The organism is Rhodopirellula islandica (assembly GCF_001027925.1).
In the GTDB taxonomy this organism is placed as follows: domain Bacteria; phylum Planctomycetota; class Planctomycetia; order Pirellulales; family Pirellulaceae; genus Rhodopirellula; species Rhodopirellula islandica.
The window spans coordinates 18,527-35,471 of record NZ_LECT01000015.1 but is presented as its reverse complement, the minus strand read 5'-3'; the positions used below and the strand labels follow the sequence as shown (position 1 = coordinate 35,471).

The 16,945-nt window shown below is 57.1% G+C and carries 10 protein-coding genes; 5 read left to right on the top strand and 5 right to left on the bottom strand.

What is annotated here, in order from left to right:
• Nucleotides 1–77 precede the first annotated feature (77 nt).
• From RISK_RS05910 to RISK_RS05895, 4 genes are all read right to left on the bottom strand, one after another.
• Nucleotides 78–896, bottom strand: a complete 819-nt coding sequence (locus RISK_RS05910; protein WP_102017529.1) for a hypothetical protein — start codon at nt 894–896, stop codon at nt 78–80.
• A 38-nt stretch (nt 897–934) separates the two neighbouring features.
• Nucleotides 935–4,081 carry a M28 family peptidase gene (locus tag RISK_RS05905; RefSeq protein ID WP_047813356.1) on the bottom strand — a complete coding sequence of 1,049 codons (3,147 nt, stop codon included), beginning with the start codon at nt 4,079–4,081 and terminating at the stop codon, nt 935–937.
• A 74-nt stretch (nt 4,082–4,155) separates the two neighbouring features.
• Nucleotides 4,156–4,548 (bottom strand): hypothetical protein, encoded by a 393-nt coding sequence (locus RISK_RS05900; protein ID WP_047813355.1) that lies wholly within the window; start codon nt 4,546–4,548, stop codon nt 4,156–4,158.
• Between the two features lie 21 nt (nt 4,549–4,569).
• Nucleotides 4,570–6,561: a Mur ligase family protein gene (locus tag RISK_RS05895; RefSeq protein ID WP_047813354.1), complete on the bottom strand. Its 1,992-nt coding sequence runs from the start codon at nt 6,559–6,561 to the stop codon at nt 4,570–4,572.
• 216 nt (nt 6,562–6,777) lie between these two features.
• On the opposite strand from RISK_RS05895, the gene RISK_RS05890 reads away from it, so the two are divergent.
• From RISK_RS05890 to RISK_RS05870, 5 genes are all read left to right on the top strand, one after another.
• On the top strand, nt 6,778–7,302 hold the full coding sequence (locus RISK_RS05890; RefSeq protein WP_047813554.1) for a hypothetical protein: 525 nt from the start codon (nt 6,778–6,780) through the stop codon (nt 7,300–7,302).
• A 60-nt stretch (nt 7,303–7,362) separates the two neighbouring features.
• Nucleotides 7,363–10,647, top strand: coding sequence for a hypothetical protein (locus RISK_RS05885; RefSeq protein WP_047813353.1), 3,285 nt, complete (start codon nt 7,363–7,365; stop codon nt 10,645–10,647).
• Between the two features lie 17 nt (nt 10,648–10,664).
• On the top strand, nt 10,665–12,602 hold the full coding sequence (locus RISK_RS05880; protein ID WP_047813352.1) for a polymorphic toxin-type HINT domain-containing protein: 1,938 nt from the start codon (nt 10,665–10,667) through the stop codon (nt 12,600–12,602).
• 276 nt (nt 12,603–12,878) lie between these two features.
• Nucleotides 12,879–14,375: a hypothetical protein gene (locus RISK_RS05875; RefSeq protein WP_047813351.1), complete on the top strand. Its 1,497-nt coding sequence runs from the start codon at nt 12,879–12,881 to the stop codon at nt 14,373–14,375.
• A gap of 251 nt (nt 14,376–14,626) precedes the next feature.
• Nucleotides 14,627–15,319, top strand: coding sequence for a hypothetical protein (locus RISK_RS05870; protein WP_236696071.1), 693 nt, complete (start codon nt 14,627–14,629; stop codon nt 15,317–15,319).
• Between the two features lie 232 nt (nt 15,320–15,551).
• Here the strand turns inward: RISK_RS05870 and RISK_RS05865 are convergent, their stop codons facing one another.
• Nucleotides 15,552–16,871, bottom strand: coding sequence for a DUF1501 domain-containing protein (locus RISK_RS05865; RefSeq protein WP_047813349.1), 1,320 nt, complete (start codon nt 16,869–16,871; stop codon nt 15,552–15,554).
• Nucleotides 16,872–16,945: the final 74 nt, after the last annotated feature.

The window sequence follows — 16,945 nt, the reverse complement described above, 5'->3', positions numbered from 1 at the left end:
CGATTTCGTGAAATTCCTCCGCCGCTGAATCCAATCCGGCGGAGTCACGCACTTTGCCGCCGGGATCGCGATCGGAACTAGTCCGATTGCGGCTCGCCGTCTCGTTCGGCCGAGGAATGATCGAGCCACTGTCGAAGGGGGCTGTCTGTCGGAACCGCGAACGAACCATGGGCGGTTTGTCGGTCCAGCTCACGGTAGCGAATTTCGATCAACTGGAAGGTTTGGTCGAAGTGCTCGCGAACTCGCTCGTTGATCAGCTTCCGAACTTGTTCTGGGGTCAGACGCGGTGAGCGACGGTTCGACGTTCTCGAGTTGGCTTGCTCGCCGAGGATCGACTCGACTTCTGAAAAGCTGAAACGCAAACTCTCTTCACTGCGAACGGCCGTCTCAAATCGCTTGAGCACGCGCGGGTCGGTGGAGAGTCGGATGTGGTCGAGTTCATGCTGGACCAAGCTCAAGGACCAAAACTGGCGGAGGTCATTGGGGCGTTGGCGGAACCAAACCTCGTGAAAGACCTTGAGATTCAGTTCCGGGTATCGAACTCGGATCACGATTCCATCTTCGTCCCACCACCAGCGGCAGCGACTGGAGAAGTGGTAGGACAAGCTGAACCGGGTCTCGGCGTCAAAGTCTCGGTTGATAAACCCAGGGGATCGTAGGCCACGGGTTTCGGAGGGGCGCGGCCCGCCGGAGATGAATTCAACCTGTCCGACCTTCAGCAGTTCCGCCACTTCATCACTCGGGGCGGGCAGCGACGACATTTCGATCGGCTCGGCGACCAACTTGTCTTCGTCGATCAGGCCTTCCGCCACGAGCGGGGCCCGCGGCGCGTCTTGCCCGAAAACTGGATCCTGCCAGCAACCGACATGCAGAATCAGACCGACAAGCGAAGTCATGAAGACTCGCCATCGAGAATCGGTCCGTTTCGTTGCAATCAATCTCGTGACCCGGGGGTGATGGAGAGCGTCACGTCCTGGCCTTCGCGATGGACAACCATCTCGACCGTCTCGCCGATCTTCAACGCTTCAATGGCATAAGTGTAGTCGTAGATGTCCTCGATGGTTTGCTTGGCCAACTTCACGATCACGTCGCCGCCGCGAACCCCCGCGGTTTCAGCGGGCCCCCCGGATGCGACTCCACTCAGCTTCAGGCCTTTGATTTCGCCGGCACCGTAGTCTGGGATCGTTCCCAGGTAGGCGGTCAAGCGAGCCCGTGGGACTTCTTCGGTCGATTGACCTTCGTCCAGTTTGAACTCGGGCACCTCGCCGGACATCAGAAAACCGCGGGTCAGCAATCCAAACAAATTCGCGATGTCGGCGTTGCCTTCGTAGTTCAGTTTGTCGGGGGTGTCTCGAGGTGTGTGGTAGTCCTCGTGTGCTCCCGTGAATCCAGACAAAATCGGCACCTTGCGAGCCACAAAGGCAGACGCATCGGTTGGCAAACGTGTGCTGGTTCGATCGAGTTTCAAGGCAACACCCACCGGCACGTTGCGGCGTTGGACTTCCCCTTCAAAACCAGGCGATGACCCGATGCCCTGCACGATCAGTTTGTCTCGCAAGCGACCGACCATGTCGAGGTTCAGGTAAACCGCGACCGCATCGCCAAGCGAAGCTGCATCGGGGGTCATCCCATGAGCGTGTGCAATCGCAATGTCATCTTCGCTGGGGTCTTGGATCGGAGCAGCTGGGTAGAGTTTTCCAAAGTCATCGACGTAGGCTTGCGATCCAAACAGCCCCAACTCTTCACCGCTCCAGGCGGCGATCATCAAGTCTCGTTTCATTTGCAAACGGCCGGAGTTTCTTTGGTCGACGAGGTACTGAGCGATTTCCAGCATCGCCGCGACCCCGCTGGCATTGTCATCGGCTCCGACGTGGACTTGGTTTTCTTCGTCCGATCGGGCCAGTGAGTTGCTGCCTCCGCCTCGTCCCAGGTGATCGATGTGGGCACCCACCATCACGACCGGGAACTGAACGGGGGTGGATGCGTTGGCTTTGGAGTCAGCCGGCAAGCGGGCGATCACGTTTCGACCTGTGCCGGTTTGGCGGTTGATTTCGATCGATGCTTTGACCGTGATACCCGACATTGGAATCCCCATCGCCATCTTTCCGTCATCGAGATGCGTTTGCAGCTCTTTCAAGTCGCGACCGCCTGCGCGAACCAACTTGGATGCGACTTCGTTGCTGATGGAGACAGCAGCCAAGCTGACCTGTGCTTGGGACGCGTTGCTATCAAAGCGGATCACGTCTCGCTTCACTTGGCTGTTGGGACCAGCAGCGAAGATGATTCCGCGAGCTCCCAGGTCGCGAGCGATGGTGGCTTTGCGACGTGGATCGCCGTAGCGTGCCATCCGTTGGCGTTGTTCGGCGGAGATGTTTTGCGGCAGGTCTCGCAGAACCAAGACCCAACGGTCGGCAACATTCAAGTGAACGTAACTGTCGTACTCATCGTTCTCTTCATCGCCGGGAACTTGCAGGCCGTAACCTGCGAAAACGACTTCAGCTGATTCGATGTCGCCTGTTTGTGAGAACGAAAGCGGGGCCCACGATTCCGTCAATTCGGCGTCAATTGTCGCGGAATTGCCACCAGGCGATGAGGTGGTGATTGTCAGTTGGTTGGCCGGCCCCAGGGACGAACCCGCTGGGAATTCAAAGTCATGAAAGAACGTTCCGTCCTGCCCGGCGGGAACCAACCCCAAGCTTTCCAAGTAAGCCGCCACGTAGGCGGTCGCTCGCTTTTCGCCCGGCGTTCCCGTCAATCGACCGCCGAGTTCAGGACGAGTCAGGTAGTCGACGTGACGCATCACATCGCTCGGGCGAAACTCCGGTGCCGTGGCGGTCAAGTTCGTTCGGGCCAGCGACGCATCTTCGTCTGTTTGGCTGTTGCTGTTTGGGTCAGCCAACCCCAGGCGTTGACGAGCGGTCTCGACATCAAAGTCCGCCACGTAGATCTGCGAGGTGCTTTGCTTGGGCTGGCCATCTTCCATCACGACGTTGCCGTTGCTGTCCACAACACGTGTGGTCGTCCAAGACAACTGGTCGCCAGTGGGAAGAAAGACCGGCAGACCATCGAAACCTTCCGTGGTGGTCAATCGAACGGGCTCGCCTTCGCCGTCGGCTCGAACCAAGTACAGTTCAAAGTTTGCGAACCCGTGTTTGTTGGTGGTGAAAACCAGGAACTCACCGCTGGGGTGATAGAACGGTGCCCAGCTCATTGCGTTGATTTCAGTCAATCGTTTGACGTCGGAGCCATCGGTCTTCATCGTGAAGATTTCCGCGGTGGCTCCGTTGGGAGCGAAGCGTCGCCAGCAGATTCGTTGTCCATCGGGCGAAAAGAATGGTCCGCCGTCGTAACCGGGTTCACTGGTCAGTCGTTTCACGTTCGAACCGTCCGCGTCCATGATGTAGAGGTCGTTCATGAAGGCCGGGTCACGCTCGAATTGTTCTTGTTCGCGTTCGGACAACTCTTGCGAGTAAGCGGCGCGGTTGGACGCGAAAACGATTTGCGTTCCATCCGGGCTGTAGCTGGCTTCCGCGTCGTAACCCTTGGCGTCCGTCAGGGCGGTCAAACCTTTCGTGGTGCCTGGTTCGATTTGATCCAGGTCAGCGGCGTAAAGTTCGTAGCTTGGGTCGTAATCCCATGAGTAGCGACGGGATTCGCCGGATGCCCGGAAGTCGAGTTCTTCCTGTTGCAAACGCTTTGACGCTGGATCGGCGTGCGTGCTGGCAAACAAAACCTGTTTGCCGTTCGGGTGGATCCAACCGCAAGTCGTTTTGCCAAAGCCAGGCGAAACGCGTTGGATATCACCGGTTTCCAAGTCGGAAACATAGATTTGATAGAACGGGTTGGATGGATCGCGTTCGCTTTGGAAGACCATCCGGGTGCCATCGGCACTGAAGTAGCCTTCGCCGGCGCGCCGTCCTTCGAACGTCAGCTTGCGAACGTTGGTGAGGAAATCCGATTCATCCTGGGCAATCGCCGTGGCGTTCCCCCCGAACAAAGTGCTGATTCCCAACAGAAGCCAGCAGGGCAAGAACGTGGTCGAAAGCGAGTTGAGAACCAAAGAATCGCGGCGATCAAACATGGCGGCTATCGAGTCTGCGATGGAAAGGTGTGAGTGCAGCAAAGGAAGCAGGGCGAATCGAGTTCTCCCTCGAATCAACTTAGCAGTCCTTTCGCACCCCGCAAACAGATCAACCCTTCACTCCAGTCGCGGAACAGCTCGACGCGTTGTTCCGGCGTGTCAAACACACGCACCTGGCTGCGGTTGTGACGAATGTCTTCGTGAACCAAACCGTACAGTTCGTGATAGACCGGATCGGGATCTGGTTCATCATCGGGCGTTTGGAAATCCACGCGTGCGCGAACATCAAACCGAAACAGTTGTTGCCAACCGGGGCGTTGGACCGCGACCAGTCGCACGCCGCTCAATTTGGCGGTCGCGCCGAAGTACCCATTTTGACGCAGGTGCCGACGAATGGATTGCTCCATTTCGCGATCACCGCACCACTCATCCCACTTGGATTGAAGTCGTTGCCACCAAGAGGTCATAGCAGTCTCATCGGGGAGGGATCAGTTTCCGTCGAACAATTTGAGTTGGGGGGGATCAGCGTCGGTGCCATTGTTCTGACCGGGCAAGTTCTGGCCGTGCAGGTCGGAGTTTGGCAGACCGGAGTCGGGCAGGCTTGGGCTGATGGCTGGTTGCGAATTCGCTTGCAGAGCTTGTTCGCGTTCTTCCGCACAGGCGGTGATGACTTGAGTGACCGCATCCAAGGATCGGCGTTCCGAGTCGGGATTGCGACGGTCGATCCCGCCGATGACCAAGATCATGTCGTTGTGACTTGCTTCGCCATGCGCCCACTGGATTGCGCGGTTGGGATCGGCGACCAATCGCATGGCGGCGACATCTTGGATCCCGTCCAAAACACCGTGGCTCATCGATAGAAAGTGCGCTTTGTCCGATCCGACGCAGGTCAGCACACAGTGATCGGGCATGGTTTCCAGCAAGCGACCGTACTGCATCAGCGTGTCAGCATCGTCTTTTTCGCTGACCGCCAAGACGCACCAAAGTTTGGGACGTTTGGCCCTGCTTGCTTTGGAGGAAGCGTGCATGGGCAACGTCATTGGGGCGGAGCTGGCGGGGGTTTGCAGCAGTTCTTTGCGAGCCGCTTGCAAAGCAAACTTGACTCGTTCAGGCGTTCCACCAATGTCCAAACGCACGGCGGGATTATTTTGATCGGTTTCCCAGTCGTCGGTCGTGATGGCTTCGAACCGGCCTGGCAAATCGCGAAGTTTGCAGAGGGATTCGGCGATTTGTGGCAAGGGGTTTTCGGTCACCACGCCAACGGCGGCAGCGGCGGCCAAGCATTCGGCAAAGTGTCCCCGGCCGAGGAACGATTCCATCACCGCGGCTCGGGATTCATGTCGCAGCATGGCGGTCAAGGTGCCGTCTTCGTGCGAGATCGTGCGGATCGAAACATCGGCGGCGTTGTCGACTCCGTAGGTCACCAGTTCGATGTTCTGTGTCTGTGCCGTCGCGTGTGCTGCGGAAAGGATGTGTTGGTTTGATTCTGGCACAATCAACACCCCGCCCTGCGTCACCAATTCGAAAGCACATTCGATCGGTGAAGGCCCAAAGTCGTTGCTGCCTGCATCACGCCCGGTCACGACGACGATGTCCAATTCAATCTGGTCGTAGGCTCCCAGACGCAGTTGAGTGGAATCCATTTCGGTGATGCTGACGGCTGCGCCCGCATCCACGGCATCGGACAAGGCGTCAATCAGCGACGCGCCGTTGGTGGCCTTGGCGGGCCCTGCTTCGGTGACCACCGAATCGCTGGATCCAAGGTCCGTTTGGTAGGCGACTCGGCAGGGGATGTCGCGCAGAACGGAGGCGGTGAGGAATGCGGTGACCGTTTTTCCGGCCGAGCCAACGATGCCGATCGTGATGAGTTTTTGGTCGGGGCGATCGGTTTGCTTGGATCGAATTTCCGCGAGGGCTCGGTCGGTGTCCGCCACAATGGCTTGAGGAACCGGAGCTGGCAAAATTTGCTCCGTCAGAATGCCGGCGGCACCACGGGCGAGAGCTTGCGAGATCAATTCAACCGGGCAGTCATCGCCCAAGCGATAGACCACCAATTGACCGGGTTCGCAGGTCTCGGCTGATTGGGCGATCGAGGTGAACTCGATGTCGGATCCCGAGAAGAAGCGAACTTTCTTCAGCAAACCTGACAGACGCGTCGTGGAAGCATCACGCCGGGAGGTGGAAGGGCTGGGCGAATTGGATTCCGTGGCGCCAGCAAGCTTGGTCGCTCGCGATTGGATCTGCTCGGAGGCAGTCGATTGGTCAACGCGGCGAACCGTTTGAACGTTGCTGCCTGAGGGATCGTTCCACTTCACCGCTTCGTGAGGCGGCATTGTCGAGGAGCCGAATGAAGACCGGAAGGTTCCACCCGGTTTGGTTTGGCTCAACCATTGATCGATTGCGTGACGCATCTCGTCGCCTCCTTGCTGACGTGAATGGATCGTCGTGGTGCTTCGTTGTTCACGTGAATCCAGTTTCACGCGAACCCAATTCCTGGGAAGCACACTTCTTGAGAACTCCTTTCTCAAGATTTCTGCGGCCGAAACGAATCGTCTCGACCACGGAGTCAAATTGTTCCCATCCTAGAAAATCAGTCAAGGTCGAAAATCATTTTGTTGATCCGGGCCATTTCGTCGTTGGAAGCATCCCAGCCCGATTCACTGGAAGGCTACAATGAAGGCAGTCAATTCACTGCAATGGAAGGTAGCAACATGGCCGAGCAAGCGAACAATTCACGCCGTTTGAGTGTCAACGCGGCGTTTATGCAGGACATCAAGAATGACAATCGCGACCTGAAAATATTGACGGACCGCTTGGCTGTTCTGACGCAGCCGCGGGAGGCAGCGGCCAACCATTGGCCTGAATTAATTCAGTTATTTAGTGACTTGAACGACCAGTTGGCTCTGCATTTTGGCTTGGAAGAAGCTTACGGCTACTTCGATCAGGCCTTGGATGCGGACCCGGAAATGTCTTTGGCGGCGGAAAATTTGCGGAACCAACACGCCGTCTTGTTCGAAGATTCGAGACACTTGGCGGAAGCGGCCGCGCAGGCTTGCACCGGCGACACGCCGATTGAGGGCGTGACCCCCGAAGTCACCACCGCCCAAGAAAAGGTTCTGGTCCGTTACGACGCGTTTGTGAAGCAGTTTCACGAGCACGAAGAGGCCGAATTGAAGCTGATTTTGGACGCGTTGGATGACGACTTGGGTGTTGGCGACTGACCGGCGGTCGAAGACTGAAGGAGGTTGCACCGAATTTCTACCCTTCGATGAGGGACAGGCATGTTGATTCGAGGTTGGCTTCTCCCGTGTTGGTACGGACTGGCGGTCGCGGTCTGTTTCCTAGGAGTGACGCAGACATCGGCCCAGCAACCAGGTGAGGATGCGGCCCGAGAGGCGTTGGAAGCCGCAGGGCTCGCTGACCGCTTTGAGAACAACCTTCCGCAACCGAACCAAGACCTTGCGTTTCAAGATGTTGCCCCTCCACTCGCCTATCGAGTGGCGCAACAGGCTTTCTTTCGTGGTGAAATCACTCGGGCGATCGCGATTCTGAACCAGTTGGAACGCGACGCGGCGTCGACCAGCACCATGCGGCATTTGCTCGGTCGAATCTCCATTCGAACCTTGCTGGGCGAATGTCATCTTCAAGCTGGGGATCTGGCCGCGGCCGCGGAACACTACGACACCGCGATCCAGGTCATCGTCGCCAACCCAACGTTTCTATCAGGGATTCAGTGGCGAGTCTTAACGTCTCCGCCAAGCGATATTCCGAGGCGAAGAAGCGTCGGAACGTCCAGGCAAATCGAGGATGATTTCAATCGCTTGATGGAAGCTCCGAACGAACTGGTACGCACGAATCTGGATTTGTGGCCATCGGCAGAGCGTGTGCCGTTGGTGCGTCTTCGACGCTACTTGATGGCGGGAGTCCCAGCTGGCAACTGGTTCATCTCGGAGGATTTGCCAGAGAATATTGATCAATTGCGAGGACTGGATATCGCAGAAGTTCTCCGTCAGCTTTCGCTCGCTGCCTATCGAATGCGATGGTTGCGAGGTCGAGCGTTCGTGCTGCAGAATCCGGTCGGTCAACAATTGCTTGCGGCGACGGTGCCGCCTGGCGTTCTCGGTTCTGACCAACGATTTCATGCTGCCGGAACCTTGGTCGCTGCTTCTCGGGTGGCGGTGCGTTATCACGCTGGCGACGACTCTGACATCCAGTTGGTCGAACCGCTCGATCAAATCTCCGGGGGCTTTCATGTGCTGACGCCGATCGCCCGCTTGACCCGTTTGAGATCCTTGTCGAACCGATGGATGACCCATCGACAGATCGCGAATCAGGAGATGCGATTGAGGGAGGGGCTGCCGGCGGTGGTTTTGCCTTCTCGACAAGACTTGGTTGAATTTGTTGAAACCGCCGTCTCGACATCCGAGGTGTCTTTCGCGTTGGGGCAGTTCCAGTTGGCCGTCGAATGTTTCGAACTCGCATTGGACGAACTGGATCGTTGGGAAGACATCGAGAGCCTGGCACTTGCTTTGGAACGGGACTTGGTCACTCGATCGGAGATTTTGCGTCGTCAAACCCCTGCGATCGCGTATCAATTGAGAGTGTTTGCGGCGAGAGCGGCGCTCCTGGCAAACCGACCTGCGGCCGCAGGCAATCATCTGTCGATGTCAGAACGGTTTCGCAGGGCTCGTCGATTGGATTTGCCTCACTCGGCGGCCGTTGCGAATTGGTTGCAGCTTCAAGTCGATGTTCAACGAACGGTCGGTTTGGCCCGGTTGGATCCGGAAGGAGACGACGCGAAGAATCTTCAGACGCTGAAGGAACTCCAACGCCGTCGAATTGTCCGAGAAGAGTTGCTCGAGCAGACGCGTCGGTTTGCAAGCGGGATGCAAACGAGCGATCCATCGGCTGAGGTTCGTTCGATCACCCATCCCTTGGCGTTTCGGTTTTGGGAACTTCAACTGCCCAATCAGAACCGCGTGCCAGCCGCCACTCGAAGTCAGCGTTATCAATCGCATTGGCGCGAATCGCTGGCGGGGCAGGACCTCACCGCATTTGATCAGTTTTGTTTTGAGCTGGACCGGCAATCGTGGACCGGGTTGGGCGTTCGACTTGCAGTGGCGGCCGGCGAAGCGGAACGCGTTGCCGTTCGAATGGATGAACAGCAATCCGCCAGTGCGAGAAACACGCTGGGCGAACTGCCCGGAACAACGGATCTGCGTTGTGCACTGCGTCAGGTCTTGAGAAACAAAGAGCTTTCGCTGGAGGACTTCTTTCCAAATCAAGCGGATCTGAACAAGGAATTGCAAGCTCTTGCCCCGGCCATGCAGCTCAACCCCAGGGTGCTCGGTTTGGACGCGGCGATTTTGCATGAGCGGTTGCAGGGGCAGTTGTCGTCGCTGGCTTCCAACCAAGCCTTGCTGCCTCGTGTTGAGCCGCCGCCAATCCCGGAACGAAACGAGCGACCGGATTGGAGCGTCTTGCCAGCCAACATGGCGATCGTTTCGTTTCAAGTGGATGATGACAATGTGGTTGGAACCTTGGTGCATCGAAACCAAGCCAGCCATTGGCAGGTGCGTTCAGCAACCGAACTTCGGCAGCAGTGCGAACGTTGGCTGGCAACGATCTTGAGTTTGCCGACCACGGTGGACGAGATCGAGAACAAGGCACAACGTCTGCGAACTCAGCAGATGGAGTTGGAGTTGACCCAGCGTTTGTTCCCTCCGTTGTGCGGCATCGATCACCCGGGGATCCAGCACGTGATCGTTGTACCGAGTGGTTTTTTATGGCAACTGCCGTTCGAAGAATTGGTGATTCGGCACGATGCCAACGACCAAACTCAGCGTTGGAGAGACCGGGGAACGGTTGCCTACGCACACACGCTCGGCACCGCGATGAGTGTCGCGACCTCTCCCAGCCAGGACTTTGTTCCAGAGGATTCGGACCCGGTGGCGCGGTGGGATGCCTCTCAATCCGGAGTTTCCCCGTCACTCAACGACCCACCTTCGGAGACGGTTTCGGCTGGTCCGATTGCAACCTGGGGTGACTCTGTTTGGTGGGGCAGCATCAGCCAAAATTCATTGGTGCCACCGGAAGCATCCGTCCCGCTTGCATCGCAGGGCGAAAGAGCGACGTCTCGCGGAGTCCACGCCTGGGACCAACGCCTTGGGCAGGTTGGGCAAGTTGGCCTCCATGGTTGGGTTGATCTCAGCTCGAAATACCCTCCCTTTGAAAAAGTGTCCCAGATCCTTCGACCCGAAATTCAGAATCATTTGTTTGTCCAGGCGAGCCGCCTGCACGCGGCAGGTCTGGAGGACCTTGTGATGCCGCGTCTGCCTGCAATGCAGGAAGCCAGTGATTTGTTGGTCGAGGAGCTTTCGATGGAACTGGGGCAGGTTCGCTTCCGGGAGGCCTGGGAACGTTCGCTGGAAATCCTGCGGGTGTCGGAATTTACTTTCCCCGAGGGGGTGAATCTTGTACCCTTAACGAATGCTGCGGGGGGAATGGCTGGCAATCATCCACGTGTGCAGCTTCCCTACATCCACCTCCCCTTTTCTGGCCTCTGACGTCAATGGAGATGAATATGAAGGCGACGCGATTGAAACCCAGGTTTGGTGTTCGCTACTCGATGGGGATTTTCCTCGTCGGTGCGACTTGTGTGGCGGCGACCGGAATTGAATCCCAGGCGGTTGCAGCAGACGCGACTTGGTCGGAGCAACTGGTGCAGGCTTCGTCAGTTGGGAACGTCCAACTTCGCGAACAGTTGCTTCAGAATCCACTGGCGGATTCCGAGGCACAGTCATTGGCCAACGCCTTGAAAGGGCGATTGAAAGACAGCGACGGCCAATGGGTTTCGATTGAAGAATCGGTTCAGGACGACGTGCGTTCGAATCGAATTGCCGAGTACGAACGTCGACGAGATTCGCTGGAGGACACGGCGGAGGATCACTGGCGATTGTCACGGTGGTGTCGAACAGCGCACATGCCGGGGCGGTCTCGAGCTCACGCGGTTCGTGTGATTGAACTGGACCGAAATCATGCCGCGGCGCATCGGTATCTGGGAAACGTTCAGGTGGGCGACGTTTGGGTTGCCGCAGAAGAAGCGATTGAGCAACAGAAAGAACTGCGTGCAACCCAGCAGAACTTGCGAATTCACTCGCCAAAGATTCGAGCCATCGTAGAAGCCTTTCAATCGAAAGATGCTGGCAGAAAGCAGAAAGCACGCAAACAGCTCGAACGCATCGACACGCCCGCTGCCATTGATGCGGTGTTGCAACAGGCCTCGGTTGGATCCGATGAGTTTGCAATCGCTGCTGTCCATTGGCTGGGCGAACGCGAGGAGGCAAACGCTGCAGTGGCGTTGGCCCGATTGGCGGTCTTTGATCAACGGCGAGGGTTGCGTGATCTGGCAACGCAGCAATTGAAAACGATCGATCCGGCGCTGTTTGTGCCAACGCTGTTGGATTGGTGTCAGGGAACCGTCGAATCAACGCACAGTTTGGTCTTCAACGAGGGGGATCGATCCTACCAAGTCGTCCGGCAATATCGTCGAGAGGATGCGGAAGGCGTGAAGGTTTTGGATTCCGTGACCCAGGTCTTTGCTGTGCAGGGAGGCGTGTCCTCTGGCGGAGTCATTGCTAGCCGCGACGCGGTGGAGAGTCTTCAGGCCGAAAGTGCTCGCGATGCCAGTGTTGTCCGGTCCGAAGCAGAGCAATTCAACGAACGCAGTCGTTTTTTGCAAAGTCGTACCGCCGCCGTGATCCAACAACTCGATTCGAGCTTCAGCGGCGAACAGTCCGCTGAAAGCATGCGAGATTGGTGGCATGAATATCGTGGATATGGTGACACGGGAATTCCGCCCGTTGAGCGTCGGTTGGTCCGGAATGTCGCGTACCGCGCCGTGGGCAATACAGCTCCGATCGGAGCGTCACCGACTCGAGTTCGAACGCTTTCCTTTTTCTCAGAAAGCCCCAAGAGTGCTCCATCGGAACCACAGGAACCGATGACTTGGGCGCAGAAGCGAGCCGCCGCGATTCCCGATGCCAAGATTGGCGTTTACGTGCGTCCTTCTCGGGATTGCTTGGTCGCTGGAACGCCGGTGTGGACGGACCGCGGCATGCGTCCCGTTGAGAGCTTGCGATTGGGGGACCAAGTGTTGAGCTGCGATGAGCACACCGGCGAGCTGAGCTATCAGAGTGTTTTGCGACGAACCGTCCGTGAACCCGAGCCACTGACCAAAATCCAGCTCCGCAGCGAAGAGATTGTGGCTTCGAAAGGGCACCCGTTTTGGGTGATCGGACGCGGTTGGACGACGACCGAACAGCTTGTTCCTGGCGATGCACTGCATGGCGCCGATGGGGTGGCGGTGATTGAGTCCCTTTCTTCTGCTTCGGCGGATGAAACCTACAACTTGGTGGTGGACAAGAACCACAGCTACTTTGTCGGCAAATCACGCATTCTGTCGCACGACGCGGAAGTGGAACGTCCCGATGGGATCGCCATGCCGGGTGTGGCCTTGTAAGCCAGCCTGGATGCCCTGTTGACCGGAGGTCTCCGGTCGATGACTGAAAATTGATCGCCGCGATTCAAGTGATTCGAATCGCGGCGATTTTTTTGTTTGGCAGGGACGAAAGTTCCTCTTTCGTTCCTTTTGGGCAGTCCCGGTTCGCGATCCGAGGTCAATCGACGAACTCTTTCGGTGCCGTCAGTCGGAGTTTCCGTTGACACCCGGGGTCGGCATTTGATAACTGAAACTTGAGTCAAAAAATCATCCTTCTCCGGTTTCAGGAATTTCCCGTTGTTTCAACGGTCAGCCGTCTCTGTGAACGCTTCGCCCAGCCGCTGTGGTTCGGGACGCTGGAGTGTGCGCCATTCCGCTCAATGCAGCGGGAATTGCGGCCTGGAACAAGCTGAAGTCGAGCGAACTGAAAAACAAGACTGTGCTGCGTTGACCGCGCAAGCGTTCCTGATCGCAATGGTTGGTTGCGTGGTGTTCTCGCTGACCGGATGCCGGGGACGAGCCAAGCAGGAGGTCTACAGCCAAAAAATGGCGAGAGAAATTCGGCTGTTGGAAGATCAGCTCTATGAAGCCGACTACGAAAATCGCGTGCTCATCGAAAAGTTGCGGCGAGCGAAGGCTGCTACGGCGGCGGCAGTGAACCCTTCCCCCGCCGCTCGTCGAACTCCAAATTTGATCCCAGGACTGTCGAAACCTGGCCTCCTGGACTCCAAGCGGCCGCCGGATCCAGTCGTGGATCCAAACCCCGACTCCTTAGAGGATCTATCTGCCGATTTGGATGACATCGACATGGGAAACGTTTTGGAGGATCCCGAGTTCGTCGATCCCGGCGTTCCCGACAAGTTCACTCCGCGGGATCAACCTTTGGTCGACCCAAGCGACACATCACCAGCCGACCTGGATTCGAATGCAGATTCGGAAGACATTCCGCCAGGAACCAAGACCCCTGCTGAAACGCCCTTTGATTTCGGCAATGGGATGGACCTGGATTCCATGATCGATCCAGGGGAACCATTCATTCCCGATAGCGATCCTGGATCGTTGCTGCCTGCTCCGGCGCAGCCCGTTCCTCCGGGACCGGATGATCTGAAATTTGATCCGGTTGTCCCGGGAGACCCCGTGCCACCGAACTCGCCTTCTGGGCTGCCAGACAATCCGCCAGGTCAGATTCAGTTGCCGGATGGCTTGGGAATGCTTGGTGGCTTGGGCAAGGTCAACGGTGCCCCCGAAAAGATTGAGCTCTTCACTGCCAAGCTTTCGGTCAACGACAAGAACTCGTTGCCGCGTTTTGTCAGCGGCATCACGCAAGCGGCGCAGTCACCATCGAATCCCGATTATCCGCCAACCGAAGGCATTGATGTCGTCGTCGATTCAATGGATCAATATGGACATGCGATTGCGTTGATTGGCGACTCGCTGGATCCGTTGACGAAACTTGCATCGTCGGACAAACCGCAACCCAAAGCCATGCCAGCGTTGCTGGAGCAAACGAACTTGAGTGTCGTGGTTCTGGATGCATCCAAGTCGGGTGACGAAGCCAAACTGGGACGCTGGGACTTTGGGCCCGATCAGTTGGTTCGATTGCAGCAAATGTCGGCAGTGGATCTGCCTCGAGACTCATTGCGAATTCCGATTCGTTGGAAGGACAAGCGTCCAGAGGGCGAGAAGGTGGTTGTGTTCGTGCGTCTGAAACAAGGCGATCGCGATGTCCGTTGTGATGTCGAGATGGATCTGCGATCCAAAGCATCCGTCGCGGGTTGGTTGCCACGACGCTGAAGTCCCGAGGGACGCTCTCTGGACTTCGCACCGTGAGCTACGCAATTCGTGTTTGCAAAAACGTGGCGATTGTGCCGGTTGAATCGGTTGTTGAATTCAGCGGTTCGCAACCAGTGTGGAATTTGATGCCTCGGCGACGGGCTGGACCGGTCGAGTAGCGAGGGATGACCTAGGGTTGAGAGTCACTTGGCTCTCGGTCTTCCCACCTCACTTGGTCGTTCTCTATGGGCATGAACTCCTTCGATCCCTCCATGGATCTAAGCTCCCTGCCAGTCATTCCGCTGTTGACGATCATGGTTGTGTTTTGCCTGGCGACCATTGCGGTCTATGGCTTTGCGATGAAGTGGAGTTTGTCTTTGGCTGGCTGCGGTCAGCATGGATTTGGGTGGTCCTTTTGCGTGTCATTTGCGGCGGGGCTGTCGAGCGGATTGGTCACGGTTGTATTTGCCTTCTTTGCCGATGTGGTGCCTCCCATTGTGCCCTTAGTCCTGGCGATCGCTGCTGCGGTGATGACGGTTGCCGTCATGACTCGAAGTGGGCCCATCTCCGCGGGGGTTGCTTACATCGCATTTGTCTTCATTGGTGGGTTGGGAATGATGGTCACAGCGGTCGTGATGGGGGTGGCTTCGTTTGCCTTCATGGACATGAAAGAATTCGCGAAAGCGGCTGAGGCGATGGATTCTGGAATGCTGCAGAACGCAGAGGCGACCAGCGACGACGCAAACATGTGGGCGACCATGCCCGCGCAGTTCGACAACGCGTTCTTCGAAAGTGAGGAAGCGGTCAGCGAGGTCAGTGCGTCGAGTGATGAATCACTTGATCGTGACGAAGGTGTGTCACCGCTGCCCTACCATGGGGAGCGAATGGATGATGCCTCACACAACCCACACGCTCAACGGAAATCAAACCCGAACTCCGTTCAGGTCAATCCGTTCGTTCAGTAACGAACGATCGTCGTAAGCACCTCGTTCAGCCATCGGCTTTGGCGGCGATGAACGTTGAAGGCCGGTGTTTGGTCAGGCAAGGCCAACCAATGCGTGGGAAAGAGGCTGGTGGTCTGTCACGACTTGTTTTTAGGGTAGTGGACGAGGCCACGAGTCCTGAACTGGCGTCAAATCCAAGGACTCGTGGCCTCGTCCACTACGAACAACCCTAACTTTTAACTTTGACAGACCACTAGCTGAACAAAGCGTCGATCGGACGACCATCGCGAACTAACGTGATGGGGCGACCGGTTTCGCTGTCGAATTCCATCGATGGGTCGATACCCAGGTTCTGATAGAAACTGGCAGCGACGTCGTCTGGCGTGATGGCTTCATGCCGAGGTCCGGCGGCAGTGTCGTCGCTTTCTCCAATCACTTGTCCGCCGCGGACATTGCCTCCCGCCATCAGCATGAACATGCAACGTGGGTAGTGATCGCGACCTCCTTCGGCACTGCGATCATTGATCTTGGGTGTGCGTCCAAATTCGCCTGTGACAAACACGGCAGTGGATTCCAGCAGACCACGTTGTTCCAGTCCAATCAGCAGTCCGCTGAGGCCAGAGTCCAGTTTGGGAAGTTGTTGTTCTTTCAGCTTCGTGAAGTTGTCTTGGTGAGTGTCCCAGCCACCGAGTTGCAGCGAAACAAAACGCACGTCTGATTCGACCAGACGCAGGGCGAGCAAACAGCTTTGGCTGAATGCATCTTCGCCGAATTGCTTCCGCATGCTCTCGGGTTCGCGTGAGATGTCGAAGGCTTCCCGTGCCCGCGAAGAGGTGATCATTGCATAGGCTTGTTCGCCAAAGCGGTCCAAACCTTGCAACAAGGATTCATTCTTTTCGATCGAGGCGAAGCGGCGATCCAGTTTCTTCAGCAGGCTTTGGCGGCGCGTGACTTCATCGATGGAAACATTGCCGGGAAGCGAGATTCCTCGAACGGAGAAGGGTTGGTTGGGAGTCGGAGTCGCCTTGGTTTCCAGAGCGGCGTGTTGGATGCCCAAGAAACCTGCGCCGTGGGATGCTCTGGGAATCGCGACATGGTTGGGAATGTCATGATCGCCAGGGCGCTGCCGTGTCATCACGGCGCCGTAGCTGGGGTATTCCAGGGAAGGAATGGGACGCGTCCCGCTGTTGATGTATTCGCGTCCCAGTTGGTGCGCGGCGAGCGTGTGGCTGACGCCTCGAAGAATCGCGAATTTGTCGGCGACCTGTGCCAGCTTTGGCAAGTGTTCACTGATCTGGATGCCAGGAACATTCGTTTGAATGGGTTTGAACGGACCACGAACCTCATCGCTTGCACCGGGTTTCGGGTCAAACGTGTCGAGGTGTGACGGTCCACCGTTGAGTTCGACGAAAATGGCTCGCTTGGCACCGCCCGGCAGGACTCGCCCGGCTTCTTCCGCACGCAGCATGGTAGGCAGTGAGATCCCAGGCAATGCAACCGCACCCAATCCCAATGTGCCCGCACGAAGAAAATCGCGGCGTACGATGCCATCGCATGTTCGGTGAAGATTCATTTGGAGTTGCCAAGTGGAATGTTGGGAAGGATGTGTGTTTGACTCAGCGTTTCTTCGCACACACGAACGTGTTG